Source organism: Rhizobium sp. WYJ-E13, from assembly GCF_018987265.1.
Classification (GTDB): domain Bacteria; phylum Pseudomonadota; class Alphaproteobacteria; order Rhizobiales; family Rhizobiaceae; genus Rhizobium.
This window is the reverse complement of sequence record NZ_CP076853.1, coordinates 517,569-532,684: the sequence shown is the minus strand read 5'-3', so window position 1 is coordinate 532,684 and position 15,116 is coordinate 517,569. Positions and strand designations below refer to the sequence as shown.

General features: G+C 60.5%; 14 protein-coding genes. 9 read left to right on the top strand and 5 right to left on the bottom strand.

Features of this window, described 5'->3' with window-relative positions; translation table 11 throughout:
* Nucleotides 1–14: 14 nt before the first annotated feature.
* A complete protein-coding gene (coxB, locus tag KQ933_RS02565; protein WP_216757247.1) occupies nucleotides 15–908 on the bottom strand; it encodes a cytochrome c oxidase subunit II in 894 nt (297 codons plus the stop codon).
* 314 nt (nucleotides 909–1,222) lie between these two features.
* On the opposite strand from coxB, the gene KQ933_RS02560 reads away from it, so the two are divergent.
* The 3 genes from KQ933_RS02560 (at nucleotide 1,223) to KQ933_RS02550 (ending at nucleotide 3,891) form a co-directional block, all read left to right on the top strand.
* A complete protein-coding gene (locus KQ933_RS02560) occupies nucleotides 1,223–1,885 on the top strand; it encodes an invasion associated locus B family protein (RefSeq protein ID WP_216757246.1) in 663 nt (220 codons plus the stop codon).
* Between the two features lie 80 nt (nucleotides 1,886–1,965).
* Nucleotides 1,966–3,381 carry a metalloprotease TldD gene (gene tldD, locus KQ933_RS02555; protein WP_216757245.1) on the top strand — a complete coding sequence of 472 codons (1,416 nt, stop codon included), beginning with the start codon at nucleotides 1,966–1,968 and terminating at the stop codon, nucleotides 3,379–3,381.
* A gap of 12 nt (nucleotides 3,382–3,393) precedes the next feature.
* The gene (locus KQ933_RS02550) at nucleotides 3,394–3,891 is read left to right on the top strand and encodes a GNAT family N-acetyltransferase (protein WP_216757244.1); all 498 of its coding nucleotides are present in this window, start codon (nucleotides 3,394–3,396) and stop codon (nucleotides 3,889–3,891) included.
* 12 nt (nucleotides 3,892–3,903) lie between these two features.
* On the opposite strand, the gene KQ933_RS02545 is transcribed toward KQ933_RS02550, so the two are convergent.
* A complete protein-coding gene (locus KQ933_RS02545) occupies nucleotides 3,904–4,209 on the bottom strand; it encodes a MazG nucleotide pyrophosphohydrolase domain-containing protein (protein ID WP_216757243.1) in 306 nt (101 codons plus the stop codon).
* Between the two features lie 62 nt (nucleotides 4,210–4,271).
* The gene (locus tag KQ933_RS02540; RefSeq protein ID WP_216757242.1) at nucleotides 4,272–5,561 is read right to left on the bottom strand and encodes a D-alanyl-D-alanine carboxypeptidase family protein; all 1,290 of its coding nucleotides are present in this window, start codon (nucleotides 5,559–5,561) and stop codon (nucleotides 4,272–4,274) included.
* A gap of 232 nt (nucleotides 5,562–5,793) precedes the next feature.
* Between KQ933_RS02540 and KQ933_RS02535 the strand changes: the two genes are divergently transcribed.
* Nucleotides 5,794–6,828 carry a polysaccharide deacetylase family protein gene (locus KQ933_RS02535; protein WP_216757241.1) on the top strand — a complete coding sequence of 345 codons (1,035 nt, stop codon included), beginning with the start codon at nucleotides 5,794–5,796 and terminating at the stop codon, nucleotides 6,826–6,828.
* 5 nt (nucleotides 6,829–6,833) lie between these two features.
* On the opposite strand, the gene pdxH is transcribed toward KQ933_RS02535, so the two are convergent.
* Nucleotides 6,834–7,454 carry a pyridoxamine 5'-phosphate oxidase gene (gene pdxH, locus KQ933_RS02530; RefSeq protein WP_216757240.1) on the bottom strand — a complete coding sequence of 207 codons (621 nt, stop codon included), beginning with the start codon at nucleotides 7,452–7,454 and terminating at the stop codon, nucleotides 6,834–6,836.
* Between the two features lie 63 nt (nucleotides 7,455–7,517).
* Here pdxH and KQ933_RS02525 point away from each other — a divergent pair, with 63 nt between their 5' ends.
* The 4 genes from KQ933_RS02525 (at nucleotide 7,518) to KQ933_RS02510 (ending at nucleotide 11,016) form a co-directional block, all read left to right on the top strand.
* Nucleotides 7,518–7,976, top strand: a complete 459-nt coding sequence (locus KQ933_RS02525; RefSeq protein WP_216757239.1) for an RT0821/Lpp0805 family surface protein — start codon at nucleotides 7,518–7,520, stop codon at nucleotides 7,974–7,976.
* A gap of 289 nt (nucleotides 7,977–8,265) precedes the next feature.
* Entirely contained in the window at nucleotides 8,266–9,450 is a 1,185-nt protein-coding gene (locus KQ933_RS02520) for a DnaJ C-terminal domain-containing protein (RefSeq protein ID WP_216757238.1), read from the top strand.
* 122 nt (nucleotides 9,451–9,572) lie between these two features.
* Nucleotides 9,573–10,391, top strand: a complete 819-nt coding sequence (gene fabI / locus KQ933_RS02515) for an enoyl-ACP reductase FabI (protein WP_216757237.1) — start codon at nucleotides 9,573–9,575, stop codon at nucleotides 10,389–10,391.
* A 34-nt stretch (nucleotides 10,392–10,425) separates the two neighbouring features.
* On the top strand, nucleotides 10,426–11,016 hold the full coding sequence (locus KQ933_RS02510) for a histidine phosphatase family protein (protein ID WP_216757236.1): 591 nt from the start codon (nucleotides 10,426–10,428) through the stop codon (nucleotides 11,014–11,016).
* 308 nt (nucleotides 11,017–11,324) lie between these two features.
* Here the strand turns inward: KQ933_RS02510 and KQ933_RS02505 are convergent, their stop codons facing one another.
* Nucleotides 11,325–11,585 carry a DUF1344 domain-containing protein gene (locus KQ933_RS02505; RefSeq protein WP_112542941.1) on the bottom strand — a complete coding sequence of 87 codons (261 nt, stop codon included), beginning with the start codon at nucleotides 11,583–11,585 and terminating at the stop codon, nucleotides 11,325–11,327.
* A 246-nt stretch (nucleotides 11,586–11,831) separates the two neighbouring features.
* On the opposite strand from KQ933_RS02505, the gene KQ933_RS02500 reads away from it, so the two are divergent.
* On the top strand, nucleotides 11,832–15,005 hold the full coding sequence (locus KQ933_RS02500) for an EAL domain-containing protein (RefSeq protein WP_216757235.1): 3,174 nt from the start codon (nucleotides 11,832–11,834) through the stop codon (nucleotides 15,003–15,005).
* The last annotated feature ends 111 nt before the right edge of the window (nucleotides 15,006–15,116 follow it).

The window sequence follows — 15,116 nt, the reverse complement described above, 5'->3', positions numbered from 1 at the left end:
CCCGATCCCCTATCTTACTTTGCGACGTTTTCAGCGACATCGACGGTCTTTGCAGAACCATCGGCAGCGGCGATCAGTGTCTTGTAGGCGCCGGGCAGGTCGCTGGCGGCCGTGGTCAACCACTGCTTGTACTTGTCTTCGGAAACGACACGGATGGCGATCGGCATGAACGCATGGTCCTTGCCGCAAAGCTCGGAACACTGGCCGTAGAAGAGACCTTCACGCTCGGCGCGGAACCAGGTTTCGTTCAGGCGGCCCGGAACGGCGTCGATCTTGATGCCAAAGGACGGCATGGCGAAAGCGTGGATGACGTCGGTGGGCGCGGCAGTGACGAGAACGCGGACGGTCTTGTCGACCGGCAGCACGAGTTCGTTGTCGACGGCCAACAGGCGCGGATAGACGGAAAGATCGGTCTTGCCGGCAGCGGCACGATCCGGCTCCTTCAGAAGGTAGGAGTCGAAGGCGACAGGCGTTTCGCCCAAGCCTTCATATTCATAGTTCCACTGCCACTGGGTCGCGGTCGCCTTGATGGTCACATCGGGATTTTCCGGCAGAGTCAACTGCGCAGTGAGCAGGTTAAAAGAGGGAACCGCAAGGAAGAGAAGCACAAGGACCGGCCCCACAGTCCAGATGACTTCGATCAGCGTATTGTGGCTCGTCCTGGAGGGAACCGGGTTCGCCGAAGCGCGGAACTTGAAACAGACGACGATAAGAAGAACGAGAACGAACAGTGTAATCGGAACAATGAACCACAGCGTATACTGTTCGAACCAGCGGATCTCCCGCATGATCGGCGTCGCTGCCGGCTGCAGGGTCGCCTGCCACGGCATCGGCTGATCGGCATATGTGCCGGAAGCAAAAAGCAGACAGACCAGCGCGGTCAGAGCTGCAAAAGCCTTCTTAATCACCTTGTAATCTCCCTCGAGCGCTGATCTGCATCAAATCGGACGCAGAATCCTTGCCATCTTCTGCGCTTCAAACCACAGTTTGGCATCCGCCGCAACAGGCAGAAGCAATTGTCTATGCGGCATTTTTGCTCCGGGACCGCATCGTCGGGCATGGCAAAACATTGCAAGCTTTTCATCAGCATACGAAAAACGCGCTTTGAGGCCAATCCGCTTGCTGCACATTCTTTTGGCGAGGTCCTATTTCTGCCGCAGTCCCCCGGTTTTCACGGGGTGGGGCTTTTCATTTTTTGTAGGCAGCCTCACAAATAGCGGCAATGATTCGATATCCAGAGGTTTTCATGGGTTTCCGTTCCCTCGCGCGGTCGTTTGTTCTGACCGCAGGCATCGCGGCCGCCGCGACGAGCCCCGTTTTCGCGCAGCAGACGCCGGCGCCCGCGCAGTCGCGTCCTGCCACGCCTGCCCCGAAGCCCGCTCCGGCCCAGCCGTCTACGTCGCCCGCGACGCCGAACGTCGAGCAGGTGACGCCTGGGCAAACGCAGCCACCGGCTCCCGGCACGGTTCGTTCCAACCATGGCGCATGGTCCGTCGTCTGCGACAAGCCGCCCGGCGCTTCGACCGAGCAGTGCGCACTGATGCAGAACGTCATCGCCGAAGACCGGCCGGAGGTCGGCCTGTCCGTCGTCGTCCTGAAGACGGCTGACCGCAAGTCGAAGATCCTGCGCGTGCTGGCACCGCTCGGCGTGCTGCTGCCAAACGGCCTCGGTCTCAATGTCGACGGCAAGGACATCGGCCGCGCCTATTTCGTGCGCTGCTTTGCCGATGGCTGCTATGCCGAAGTCGTTCTCGAGGACGAACTGCTCAAGACCTTCCGCAGCGGCGCCCAGGCGACGTTCATCGTCTTCCAGACGCCGGAAGAAGGCATCGGCATCCCCGTCGACCTCAAGGGCTTTGCGGAAGGCTACGACGCCCTGCCCTGATCCGTCGGGGCTTGCTCGCGCAGCACAACAGACCTACATCGGCTATTGAGCACTCCCGCTCTTCTTGCGGAGCAAAAGACATGACCACCGATCTCCTGACGCTTTTCGATGCCGACGAAGCGACGATGCGCAAGCATGTCGCCGAGGCGCTTTCCGGCGCCGATGACGGCGAGCTCTTCATCGAGCACGCGCAGGCGGAATCGCTGACTTTCGATAACGGCCGCCTCAAGGGCGGCAGCTTCAACACCGAGCAGGGTTTTGGCCTGCGCGCCGTGGCCGGCGAAGCTGTCGGTTATGCGCATGCGGGTGACCTCTCCGTCTCGGCGCTGAAGCGGGCCGCCGATGCGGTCGGCGCCGTCATGCGCGGCTATTCCGGCAGCTATGCGGCAGCGCCCCAGGGCACCAACCGCAAGCTCTACACCGACGAGAACCCGATCGGTTCGCCGACCTTCGAGGAGAAGGTCAAGGTGCTGACCGATATCGACGCCTATCTGCGCGGCAAGAACGACAAAGTGCGGCAGGTGACGGCCTCCGTCGCCGCAAGCTGGCAGGTGGTCGACATCCTGCGCGCCGACGGCCATCGCGTACAGGACATCCGGCCGATGACGCGCATCAACATCTCCGTGATGGTCGGCGAAGGCGATCGCCAGGAAAGCGGCTCCTACGGCCAGGGCGGCCGCATCGGCTTCGGCGATTTCATCGCGACGGGAAGCTGGCAGCACGGTGCCGACGAAGCGCTGCGCCAGGCACTCGTCAATCTCGAAGCGATCGACGCGCCGGCAGGCACGATGGACGTCGTGCTCGGCTCCGGCTGGCCGGGCGTCATGCTGCACGAGGCCGTGGGTCACGGCCTCGAGGGCGATTTCAACCGTAAGAAGACCTCCGCCTTTGCGGGTCTCCTGGGCCAGATGGTGGCAGCACCAGGCGTGACCGTCGTCGACGACGGCACGATCGACAGCCGCCGCGGCTCGATCACCATCGATGACGAAGGCACGCCTTCGGCCTATAATGTGCTGATCGAGAACGGCAAATTGGTCGGCTACATGCAGGATCGGCAGAATGCCCGACTGATGGGCATGGCGCCCACCGGCAACGGCCGCCGCCAGGGCTATTCGCATGTGCCGATGCCGCGCATGACCAACACCTATATGCTCGGCGGCGACAAGACGCCGGAAGAGATCATCGCTTCGGTCAAGAAGGGCATCTATGCCGTCTCCTTCGGCGGCGGCCAGGTGGACATCACATCAGGCAAATTCGTCTTCGGCTGCACCGAGGCCTATCTCATCGAAAACGGCAAGATCGGTGCGCCGATCAAGGGCGCCATGCTGATCGGCAACGGCCCGGACGCGATGAAGCGCGTGTCGATGATCGGTAACGACATGAAACTCGACACCGGCATCGGCAATTGCGGCAAGGCGGGCCAGTGGGTGCCTGTCGGCGTCGGCCAGCCGCATCTGCGCATGGATCAGGTGACCGTCGGCGGCACACAGGCCTGAGGCGATAGGATCATGGTCGGGATCGAAATCAGAACCTTCGCCCCTGACGATGCCGATGACGTGATCTCGGTCATCCTGCCGATCCAGCGTGAAGAATTCGGCATCGGCATCACCGCTGACGCGCAGCCGGACCTGCGCGTCATTCCCGACTTTTACCAGTCGGGCAAGGGTCAGTTCTGGGTCGCGGTGAAAGACGGTGTCATTGTCGGCACGCTTGGCCTCAAGGATATGGGCAACAACCAGGCTGCGCTCCGGAAGATGTTCGTGGCCGCCGAGGTGCGAGGCCGCGAACACGGCGTCGCCAACCGACTGCTCGAGGCGCTCTTTGCCCATGCCGGCGAAGTCGGCGTGACCGATATCTTCCTCGGCACCACCGACAAGTTTCTTGCTGCACAGCGGTTCTATGAAAGGAACGGGTTTTCTGAAATTCCCAAGAAGGACCTGCCGCGGGCATTCCCGCTCATGGCGGTGGACAGCAAATTCTACCAGCGCAAAGTCACAACGAGCTGACCATCAAGCGGATCACGCCTCGAGCTTGAATTTCCATTTCCGTTCGACTGCAGTGGCGAGATCGATGTCGTGGCGACGGGCGAAGAGTAGGAGATGGCCGAGGATATCGGCGGTCTCATCGGCGAGGTCGCGTTCCATCTCCTCGCGCGAGCGGCCTTTGGCACGACCACGACCGGTCAGACGGTTCCAGGCCTGGGTCAGTTCACCCATCTCCTCCTGCAGTTTCAGCAGGAACCAGTCGGCATCGCGCTCAATGCCGTTGGCGCTGGCATAGGTTGACGATGAGGTCTCGAACTGATCGGCGAGCCGTTGCAGCATGACGTTCTCCTTTTGTTTATGAGGAGAGCGCCGATTCCCGGAAATTGTCCAGAGTGTGCAGCTCAGCCCTGGTTCGGCAGGAGCATGCAGTCATAGGAGCGCTTCTTCAGGGCGTCACAGGCAGACGTCGCGTCTTCCTTGCTCTGGAAGCCGACGAAACGGGCGCGGTAAACCGCACTGGCGCCCTTGCCGACAGCTTCAGTATAAGGCGAGGCGGAGACCAGCGGTGCACCTGCCTCGGACTGAGCCTGCGCAAGAAGCGCTCGGGCGGCATCGGCGCTCGGGGCGGCGGAAATCTGGATCTGCCAGCCACCTGCCTTGCCAGCCGGCGCTTTCGATGCCTTGCCGGCATTGATGATCTCGTCCATCGCCGCCGGACGCTCCAGCGGAATAACGCCACCATCGGCATAACCGAGCGCTTTCGGCGCGGGTTGTACGGCCTCCTCTGCGACACGGGGCGCACTCACCGGCATGGGAACATCGGTGTCATCGGCGGCCGAGGCTACTTCGACCTGCTCCTTGGTATTCATGCTTGCAACCAGCTTAGCGCCGCCGGAAGAGGACGCGCGGCCGATATACCGATCGAGGAGCGCTGCCATTTGGGCGTCGCGGCTACGAGCGGTGCGGCCGCCGAGCACCACGCCGACCACGCGACGGTTACCGTCCTTCACAGCACTGACAATGTTGAAACCGGAGGCATTGGTGTAGCCGGTCTTGATGCCGTCCATGCCCTCGTAGCGATACATGAGATTGTTGTGGCCGCGGATGGTCCGGCCGCGGAAATTGAAGCTCGCGATGGAGAAGAGGCGATATTCGCTGGGATAGTTCTTCATCAGCGCCACGGCGAGCGTGGACATGTCGCGTGCCGTCGTGATCTGGCGCTTGTCCGGCAGGCCGGATGCGTTGACGAAGACCGTGCGGCTCATGCCGAGCTGGCGGGCCTTCTGGGTCATGAGCCTGGCGAAATTGCTTTCCGAACCACCGAGCTTTTCACCCATGGCGGCAGCAGCATCATTGGCGGATTTGACGATCATGCCATAGACCGCCTCGCGCACGGTGATCGTGCCGCCCGGCTTCACGCCGAGCTTCGTGGGTGGACGGGAGGCCGCATATTTCGACATCGTGACCGGCGTATCCCAGGTGATCTTGCCGCGATTGAGCGCCTCGAAGGTCAGATAGAGCGTCATCATCTTCGTCAGCGAGGCCGGATGGTTCAGCGTATCACCGTTTTCGGACGCGAGGACTTTGCCGGTGCGGGCATCGAGGACGAGAGAGGCGCTTCCGGCAAAGGCCGCTACGGGTGCAGTAATTGCCAGCGTCGCGGTCAAAATGGCAGCCAAAAGCCTTCTCATGCGCTTCCCCTCATTCTATCCGGCGAGTCGATACAATCGAAACTATGTCCCGTATTGTGACACATGCCCACAATCTGGCGCGACTTTGAGGCAACGCCCAAGTTTTTTCCAAGCTTTTGTTTCGCTTGGTTAACAGCCGATAAAGAAGCCACTCTCCAGGCACGATTCAGCAAGGTTTAACGGCGGATTGATAGCTTGTGTGACACGAATACAAAGCGGGGTCACGGGAAAAATGGGGCAGTGGAAGCGACGTCTGAAACGCATCGCGATCGGCGGCGGGCTGGAAGCGGCGTGGCTGGCGAATGCAGCCGGGCTCATGAAGGAGGCCCGCGGACGTGGTGTCATCTTCACGCTCCATCACGTGCGCCCGCATATCGCCCAGCCGTTCGAACCCAACGAACATCTTGAAATAACGCCGGAATTTCTGGACGCAGTGCTTCGGCGGCTGAAACGGAGCGGCTATCGTTTCGTGCCGCTCGATGCCGTGCCCTCGCTATTGTCGGACCCGCAGGACGATCGCCTGTTCGCCGCCTTCACGCTGGATGATGGGTATCGCAACAATCTCGTCCATGCCCTGCCCGTTTTCGAGCGGCATCGGGCACCCTTTACCGTTTTCGTAGCGCAAGGCTTTGCCGAAGGCTCCCACAGCATCTGGTGGGAAACCCTGGCGCTGCTGCTCGGCAGGGAGAACAGCATCGAGTTCAACTTCGGCCGCAGGAGGGAGAGACTGGCGCTCGACACGCTCGTCCGGAAATGGGACGCCTTCGACCGGCTTGCCGAGTTTATCCACAGGCAGGACGAGAGCCGCGCCATCTTGGAGGTGGATGCGCTGGCCCGGCACCACGGAATCGAGCCGGTCGATATCACGCGGGAGCTGGTCATGGCGCCGCAGGAGTTGCGCAAACTTTCGGCAAGCCCGCTCGCCAGTCTCGGCGCCCATACGATCAGCCACCGGGCGCTGGCCCGCCTGACGCAGGCGGAAGCACGGATCGAGATGGAAATCTCGGCCGATTATGTCGAATCGATCAGCGGCATCCGCCCGCGGGCGATCGCCTATCCCTATGGCACGCAGGAAGCTGCGACAGGCCGCGAAGCGGAACTTGCGGCAAAGCTCGGCTTTGCCGTAGCCGTGACAACGCAGCCGGGGTTTCCCGCAGCAAGTCGGCCCACCTATATGCCACGCATCTCGCTCAACGGCCTTTACCAGAAGCCACGCTATGTTTCGGCGCTGGCATCAGGCATTCCATTGAAACCGCTCGGCAAATAAACTCTTTACGGGTACATCCGCACCTTGTCCCACCCCCCCTCGGGCGTCGGTCGGCGAAATTCGATGCGGTCGTGCAGCCGGAACTTCTGGTCCTTCCAGAATTCAATCGAGGTCGGGCGGATCCGGAAGCCTGACCAGTAAGACGGGCGCGGAATCTCGCCGATAGCGTAGCGCGCCGTATATTCGGCAACTGCCTTTTCCAGTGCAAAACGGCTTTCGAGCGGGCGTGACTGCTTCGAGGCCCAGGCGCCGATACGGCTGCCGCGGGCGCGGGTGACGAAATAGGCGTCGGCTTCGGCGTCGGTCACGATTTCGACGGGGCCGCGAACACGCACCTGACGGCGCAGCGTTTTCCAGTGGAAACACATGGCCGCTTTCTTCTGTCCCAAAATTTCGCGACCTTTCTGGCTCTCGAAATTCGTGTAGAAGACGAATCCGTCGGTATCGAAACCCTTCAGGAGAACCATGCGGACATTGGGCAGCCCATCTTCATCGACCGTCGCGAGCGCGACAGCATTGGGGTCGTTGACTTCGGAAGCCTCCGCCTCCTTCAGCCATTCTCCAAAGAGCTTGAAGGGCTCTTCACTTTCAGTAAAGTCACCACCTGTTAACCCGTTTTCCGACATATTAATTCAAATCCCGCGGTTTATTAAACTGACCCAGCCTTTGACGCTGGGGAAGAACACAGGGTGGAAGTCATAGCAAAGACACATCGCCATACAAAGGGTTCGCTGCGCGGCAGCGTCAGACTCTCCATCGTCGGTATAGCGATTCTGTCCCTCTCCGGCTGCGTGGCCGGAGGGTTCGATTTCCTGAGTTCGGCAAAGGTGGATCGTTCGGTGGCAACCGGCACCGTGCCGCAGCCCGCTCCCAGCACCGATACGCTTTCCGACGAGATGACGGTGCGCAACGCCGTAACCTCAGCCGATATCCAGAAGCTCGAGGGACAGCCCCTTCCCTGGGCCAATGCCTCGACCGGCAGCGCCGGTGTCATCGATACAATCGTCGAGAACAATGACGCCGGCCAGGTTTGCCGCCAGTTCCGCACGACGCGCCACTCCTATGTCGGCATCGCCAAGTTCTATGGCAAAACCTGCCTTGTCGGCGGCGGCAACTGGCAGCTTCTGAGCTTCCAGCCGGAAAGCTGAGGCCGTCTGCTCAGCTGTTTCGGCGGGATGCACGCCTGACGCGCCAGGGTTAATGTGTCGTGCCGATTCGCCTCAATGTTTAGTGAAAGACTAACCATTCGCGGCAAAACACCCCATGTCCAACTTCGGAAATAAGAAGTGATTAGCAACTCTCCCGCACGATCGGCCGACGAGCGGGCTTTCCTGTCGCATAAGCGAACGGGACGGCGCGTCATGAGTTGAGTATTCGGTTTCCGGGAACGGCCACGAGGAACATGCCTCCCGGATTGCGACAGCGGCGGTGCGAACAATGCGTGATCCATACAAGGTACTGGGCGTCAAGCGCGACGCGGGAGCGGATGAAATCAAGGCGGCCTGGCGCAACATGGCCAAGGCCGTGCATCCCGATCACAATCAGGGTGACCCGACGGCGACCGCACGTTTTGCCGAGATCGGCCGCGCCTATGAGACGCTGAAAGATCCAAGGAAGCGCAATCTCTTCGACAGCGCGGTGCGTATGGCAGAGGCCAAGAAGCAAGAACAAACGATCATGCAGCAGCGGCACGCAGCCCGTGAAGCGGCCGAGCGCGCAAAGGCCGCGCAGGCCAATGCCGAGCGTGTGATGGAAGAGCTTGCGCGCGCCAACGCCAATGCACAAAAGGCCGCCGCGGCAGGTGCCAAACAGCAGCAGGCCGGCACTGCCGAAGCCGCAGAAGAGATGGTCGAACGGATCTTCGGTGCGCAGACAGCCCGCACTGCCGGCGCACAGGCCCAATCCCAGACGCATTCGCAGCAAGCACAGGCCAAGCCGCATGCAGCGGAGGCCGCCAAGCAGCCAGAACAGGAAACCACCGAATCCGACCCCGCCAAGGCAGAGGACGAGCATATGGAGGCCTCCGCTGCAGGCAGCGCCAACATGTCCCTGCCGCTAAGTCTCCTGACCTCGCTTGTGCGTCGCTTCACCGGCGCCGGCCAGCCGGGCCTTGAAAAGGCGCCGGATGAAGTGGCGACCGCGACCGTGACGATCGAAGACATCATGAAGGGAAGCTGGACGACGGTTTCCCTTCCCGAAGGCCGTGAAGTGGGCTTTGCCCTGCCGGCCGGCACGACCGAAGGCCATCAGATCCGGCTCAAGGGCCAGGGTTTCAAGCTGCCTGGCATGCAGCGCGGCGATGCCGTGATCAATATCCACATCGCCCCCGACCCACGCTTCACCGTCGACGGTTTCGACGTGCATGCGGTGCTGCCGCTGAACATCGAGAATGCGGTGCTCGGCACCGAGGCGCGTATCGACGGGCCGCAGGGACCGCTCAATGTAACGGTCCCGGCCTGGTCCGGCTCCGACAAGACGATCCGCATCCCCGACAAGGGCCTGCCCAACGACAGCGGCGGAAAAGGCGATCTCGTCGTCGAATTGCGTATTATGTTGTGGGAAAAACCCGACGATAAAGTCACCGATCTCATGCGAAGCATGCGTGAAGGGCTGTTTTTATGAAATTTCAGTGACAATCGCACCCTTTGTTACGATCCCTAACAGTTGATGATCTTAGCCAAGCTTGAACCGATTAACGGCCTATGCCATAGGCAGGATCATCAGAATTCCTAGGGAAGCGAAATATGGCTCAAGCATCCGGCCTCATGGCAGGCAAACGCGGCGTCATCATGGGTGTCGCCAACAATCGTTCGATTGCGTGGGGTATTGCCAAGGCCATTCATGCGCAGGGCGGAGAAGTTGCATTCACCTACCAGGGCGATGCCCTGAAGAAGCGCGTGGAGCCACTGGCTGCCGAAATCGGCGCCGTCATGGTCGGCCATTGCGACGTCAGTGACGAATCCACGATCGATGCCGTTTTCGACAATGTCGAGAAGCTCTGGGGCAAGATCGATTTCATCGTGCACGCGATCGGTTTTTCCGACAAGGACGAACTGACCGGCCGTTACGTCGATACGACGCCGGACAATTTCGCCAAGACGATGCAGATCTCCGTCTACTCCTTCACCTCGGTCGCTCGCCGCGCCGAGAAGCTGATGAGGGAAGGCGGCTCTATGCTCACCCTCACCTATTACGGTGCAGAAAAGGTGATGCCGAACTACAATGTCATGGGCGTCGCCAAGGCCGCACTTGAAGCGAGCGTCAAGTATCTCGCCGTCGATCTCGGACCGAAAAACATCCGCGTCAACGCCGTTTCGGCAGGCCCGATCAAGACGCTCGCTGCTTCAGGCATCGGTGATTTCCGCTATATCCTCAAGTGGAACGAGTACAATGCGCCGCTGCGCCGTACGGTTACCATCGAGGAAGTGGGCGATGTCGGTCTCTACCTTCTCTCCGACCTGTCGCGTTCGGTGACCGGTGAAGTGCATCACGCCGACAGCGGCTATCATGTCATCGGCATGAAGGCGGTGGACGCGCCTGATATTTCCGTCATCAAGGACTGAGGCGTCCTACTACCCTCGAGCGGAGCCGATCCCCGTGCTTATCTATGTGATCAGACACGGCCAGACCGACTGGAATGCGGAGCGTCGCCTGCAGGGGCAGAAGGATATTCCGATCAATGCGATCGGCCGCGAACAGGCAAGACAGAACGGGATCGCCCTTGCGGCGATCCTGAACGGGGACGATACGGATTTCGATTTCGTCGCAAGCCCGCTCGGCCGCACGCGCGAGACCATGGAGATCATGCGATCGGCCATGGGGCTCCCGCCCAAGGAATACCGCACCGATGAACGTCTGGTCGAGGTCTCCTTCGGCGACTGGGAAGGCTACACGCTCAAGCAGCTCAGGGCCTCGCAGACCGAGCGCGTCGCAGAACGCAACATCAACAAATGGGATTTCATTCCGCCGGGCGAGGATGCGGAAAGCTACGAGATCATGTCGTGGCGGACTGGCGCATGGCTGAATTCGATTGACCGGCCGACCGTCTGCGTTACCCACGGCGGCGTCATCAGAAGCTTGTTCAAGATAATCTCCGACCTGCCGAAGGACGTCGCCTCGGAAGGTGAAATCCCCCAGGATCGGATTTTGAAGATCGAGACGTCGCAGAGCCTGATCGGCTGGATCTAGAGCCTTTCCTGGTTAGATTGAAGCATTCTGTTGGCTCAAACGGAGTCGGATGATCGACCGGCCGGCGCGCGTCGTAGCCCAGATCTACAGCCAAGCCGGCCGGTCGATCAGGCGGCCCGTTTCAGCCAACCCGCTGGTTTGCCTGCAAACCAGCTAGGGCCGGGCATCTTTCTGCCAGGATCAAAGGCGATCGGCTCGGACGTACCAAGGGGTATGCCCTTCGCCAATCGCCTTTGCCCTGACGCAAACCTGCTCCGGCAGAATGCTTCAATCTAACCAGGAAAGGCTCTAGCCCAGATGGGACTTGCTCACTTGACGATGTCGAGATCGTTGATGACGCGCTTGCCGTCGACTTCCGTATAGAAAATCACCACCTTGACGCCGGCCTTCAGGCCTTCGAAGTCGAATTCCTCGGGCGCCTGATAGGTCTTGCCGTCGTCCAGCGTCAGGACGAGATTGGTCGTGTCGACCTTCTTGATGGTCGCCTCGACATCAGCGCTCTCGGCAAAACTGCTCATGGGCGAAAGAAAATTTGCCGTGGCCAGAAGCGTAGCAATAACGAAACGCATGTCGGCAATCCCTTTGAAACGCTGCCGTTGATATCGAGTGGCCACAGATAAACTCCTGAATATGGCGAAAATTGCCCGGAAGAATGGCTTTCGGCGCCCAATTGATGAATAGGATTTTACGGATAATCAAGAGGCTCCGTTGACCGTCTTTTTCTCTCCGTTTACGCGATTTAGCAGCCACGAATGCGCGCAATCGTAAATTAACCCCTGCCCCCTAAAGTCGGCGCGAATGTAGGGGTGTGTGATTTGCAATTCCGGCTGAGCAACGGCAACCAACTGCGGCGTGTTCTGAAGAATACGCGTGTCTCGCTGCTGGTTTCCGCCCTCATGGCTGTTGTCGTTATTGCCGTCGGCTTTGCGCTCGACAGCGCGAATACTGCCGCCTATCTGCGCGAGCTGCAAATCCGAACTGCAAACGAGACGAACCTGATCCGCGCCCGCATGGCGGCGCAGATCAACATGGACATCACCGCCGTCCGCGACCTTTCCAACCTGATCTCGCTCAGTACGCCGACGAACGAAGTGGAGATGGAACGGCAGATCAACTGGCTGCTGATCCAGAACCCGCATTTCATCCATATTGCGGTCGCGCCTGATTTCATCGTCAAGTCGGTCTATCCGGCGCAATCAGGCAAAGACCGGATCGGCAGGGATGTGCGGGACGTACTGCTGCAGCGCATGTCGATCAGCCGCAATTCCGGCGATCAGTCGGCCCGCTTCTACGGTCCCTTCAAGACGACGGACGCAGAAAACGCCTTCGCGATCTTCTTCCCGGTTTTCATCAAGCAGGACGGCAAACGCCGCATCTGGGGCGCGGTCGAGGCAGTCATCGACCAGAACATGTTCTACGAGGCGACGGGTCTTAGACCCGCGCGTAACAGCGAGAACCAGGAGCGCTATCCGCATCTCGACCACCTGTCGGTCGCAGTGCGCGACATCGGCACTCCAGACGAAACGGCCGCGCCATTCTTCGGCCCCCCCGATATTTACGGCAAAGATCCGCTCCGCCGTAAAATCAATTTCGCGGGCGGGCGATGGGAACTGGCGGCGGTACCGAACACAGGCTGGACGGCCGTTCCAGACAATCAGCCCGAACTGCGATTGATCATCGTCGCCGCAGGCTGCGTGATCATCATCCCGATCTTCTTCGCCACGTTGCTGCTCGGCGAACGCAATCGCAATATTACGCAGCTTGAAGCGCGCGAGGCCAAGCTTCTGGAACTGTCGCAGCGGCTCAACCTGGCACTCGAATCCTCCCGGATCGGCATTTGGGAGTTGCCGGAAAACGCCACCAGCCTTTCCTGGGATGCGCGCGCATCCTCGCTTCACGGCCTCAAGGCGATAGAGGGTATCCGATCGCAGGCAGTGTGGCTGTCAACGATCGTGCCCGAAGACCGCGAAATCGCAGAGGTTCATTTCTTCGGCTGCAGCATAGCGGGGGAAGCCTGTACCGCGCAATACAGGGTGATGCGGGAGGATGGCCGCATCCGCCACCTGCGGTCCATCGGCGCCTTCTATACGGATGCCGGCGGCGCAGGAAAGACGATCGGCATCGTCTGGGATGTCACGGCCGACGCAGAAGTCACCAACACGCTTCGTCTCGCCAAAGAAACAAGCGAACTCAAAAATGCCGAGCTGGAACTTGCACTTGAGGAGCTTTCAAGCCGTGAGGCCGAGCTTTCCGTACTGTCCAGCAAGCTCGATCTGGCACTCGATTCCTATCAATGCGGAATCTGGGAAGCCGTTCTCGGCAAGGCCGGTTCGATCTGGGACGAGCGCATGCAAGAACTCTACGGGTTGAAGCAGAGCAATGCCTTCGTGACCGAAGACGCCTGGCTCTCCCGAATCCATCCCGATGATCGCGGGCTGGCGCTCGAAAGCGCCCGACATTTCAAGCGACTCGGGGACACGCATACGCTTGTCGTCCGCGTGCCGGACGAGAATGGCGGCTTGCGCTACGTGCGTTCCGTCGGCAAGGTGCACCGCACGCCGACCGGCGAGATGAAAATCATCGGCATCGCCTTCGATTCGACAGAAGACGCTTTGATGACGCTGCGCCTCAAGTCCGCGAAGGACGAGGCGATCGCCAAGAACGTTGAACTGGAGCTTGCCAAGAACAGGATCGAGCACAATTCCCTTCACGACCCGCTGACCTCGCTCGCCAACCGCCGCAAGCTCGACATAGCACTGGAAAGCCTGACGGATGCCGGCCGCAGCGAGCGGCAGACATTCGCGATCCTGCATATCGACCTCGACCGCTTCAAGGAAATCAACGACACGCTGGGGCATGCCGCCGGCGACGCGATGCTGGTGCATGCATCCCGCGTGCTTTCGAGAAGCGTGCGTGACCGAGATGTCGTGGCGCGTATCGGTGGAGACGAATTCGTCATCCTCTCCTTCGACACGGGCGACACGGAGATGGCAGAGCTTGCAGGCCGCATCGTCGAGGAAATGCGTCAGCCCATCGATTTCCAGGGCTTCTCCTGCCGCTGCGGCGTGTCGATCGGCATTGCGCTGGCGAACGGCATCCATGTCGATGCGCGCAAGGTGCTGATCAATGCCGATATCGCGCTCTATCGCGCCAAGAGCCTCGGCCGCAACCGCTTCGAATTCTTCAATCACAATCTTCAAGCCGATATCATCAACAACAAGCGCACCGCCGACGAGATCCTCGCCGGCATCGACAATGGCGAGTTCACGGCCTGGTACCAGCCGCAATTCTGCGCCCGCTCGATGAAGCTGACCGGGGTGGAGGCGCTGGTGCGCTGGCGCCATCCCTCCAAGGGCTTGCTGACGCCGGATAAGTTCCTGCGCATTGCCGACGAAATCAATGTCGTACAGACGCTCGACCGCATCGTGCTGGAGACCGCATTGCGCGACAAGATGCGCTGGGCGGCACAGGGCATCTCCGTGCCGAAGGTCTCGGTCAACGTCTCGGCGCGGCGCCTGCACGACGGCAGCCTGCTGGAATCGCTTGGCGACCTGCAGATCCGTCCCGGCGAAATCTCCTTCGAACTGGTGGAATCCATCTTCCTCGACGAGAGCGAGGATGTGGTCTCGCAGAATCTCGAACGAATCAAGGCGCTCGGCATCGATATCGAGATCGATGATTTCGGCACCGGCCACACGTCGATCGTGTCGCTTTTGAAGCTCAAGCCGAAGCGGCTGAAGATCGACCGGCAGCTCGTGCAGCCGATCGTCGCCTCTTCGCAGGAACGCGCGCTCGTCAGCTCCATCATCGAAATCGCCCGCTCGCTCGGCGTGGAGACGGTGGCCGAGGGCGTCGAGACGCTTGATCATGCCGAACTGCTGCGCGATCTCGGCTGCGATCTCCTGCAGGGCTATGCCTTCGCACGCCCCCTCTCCTTCGACGATTTCGCCATCGAGGCGCGCGGCACGGCCTGGCTGCTGGCATCCTAGCGCTGAAGCCTAGGCTATCGGTCCCAATACCGGAAATACCATTCCTCTGATCGCCCCATCAGGCGCAAAGAAAGGCTTTTGCCTGAACGGCTTTTTGGCCTATGAGTGTCG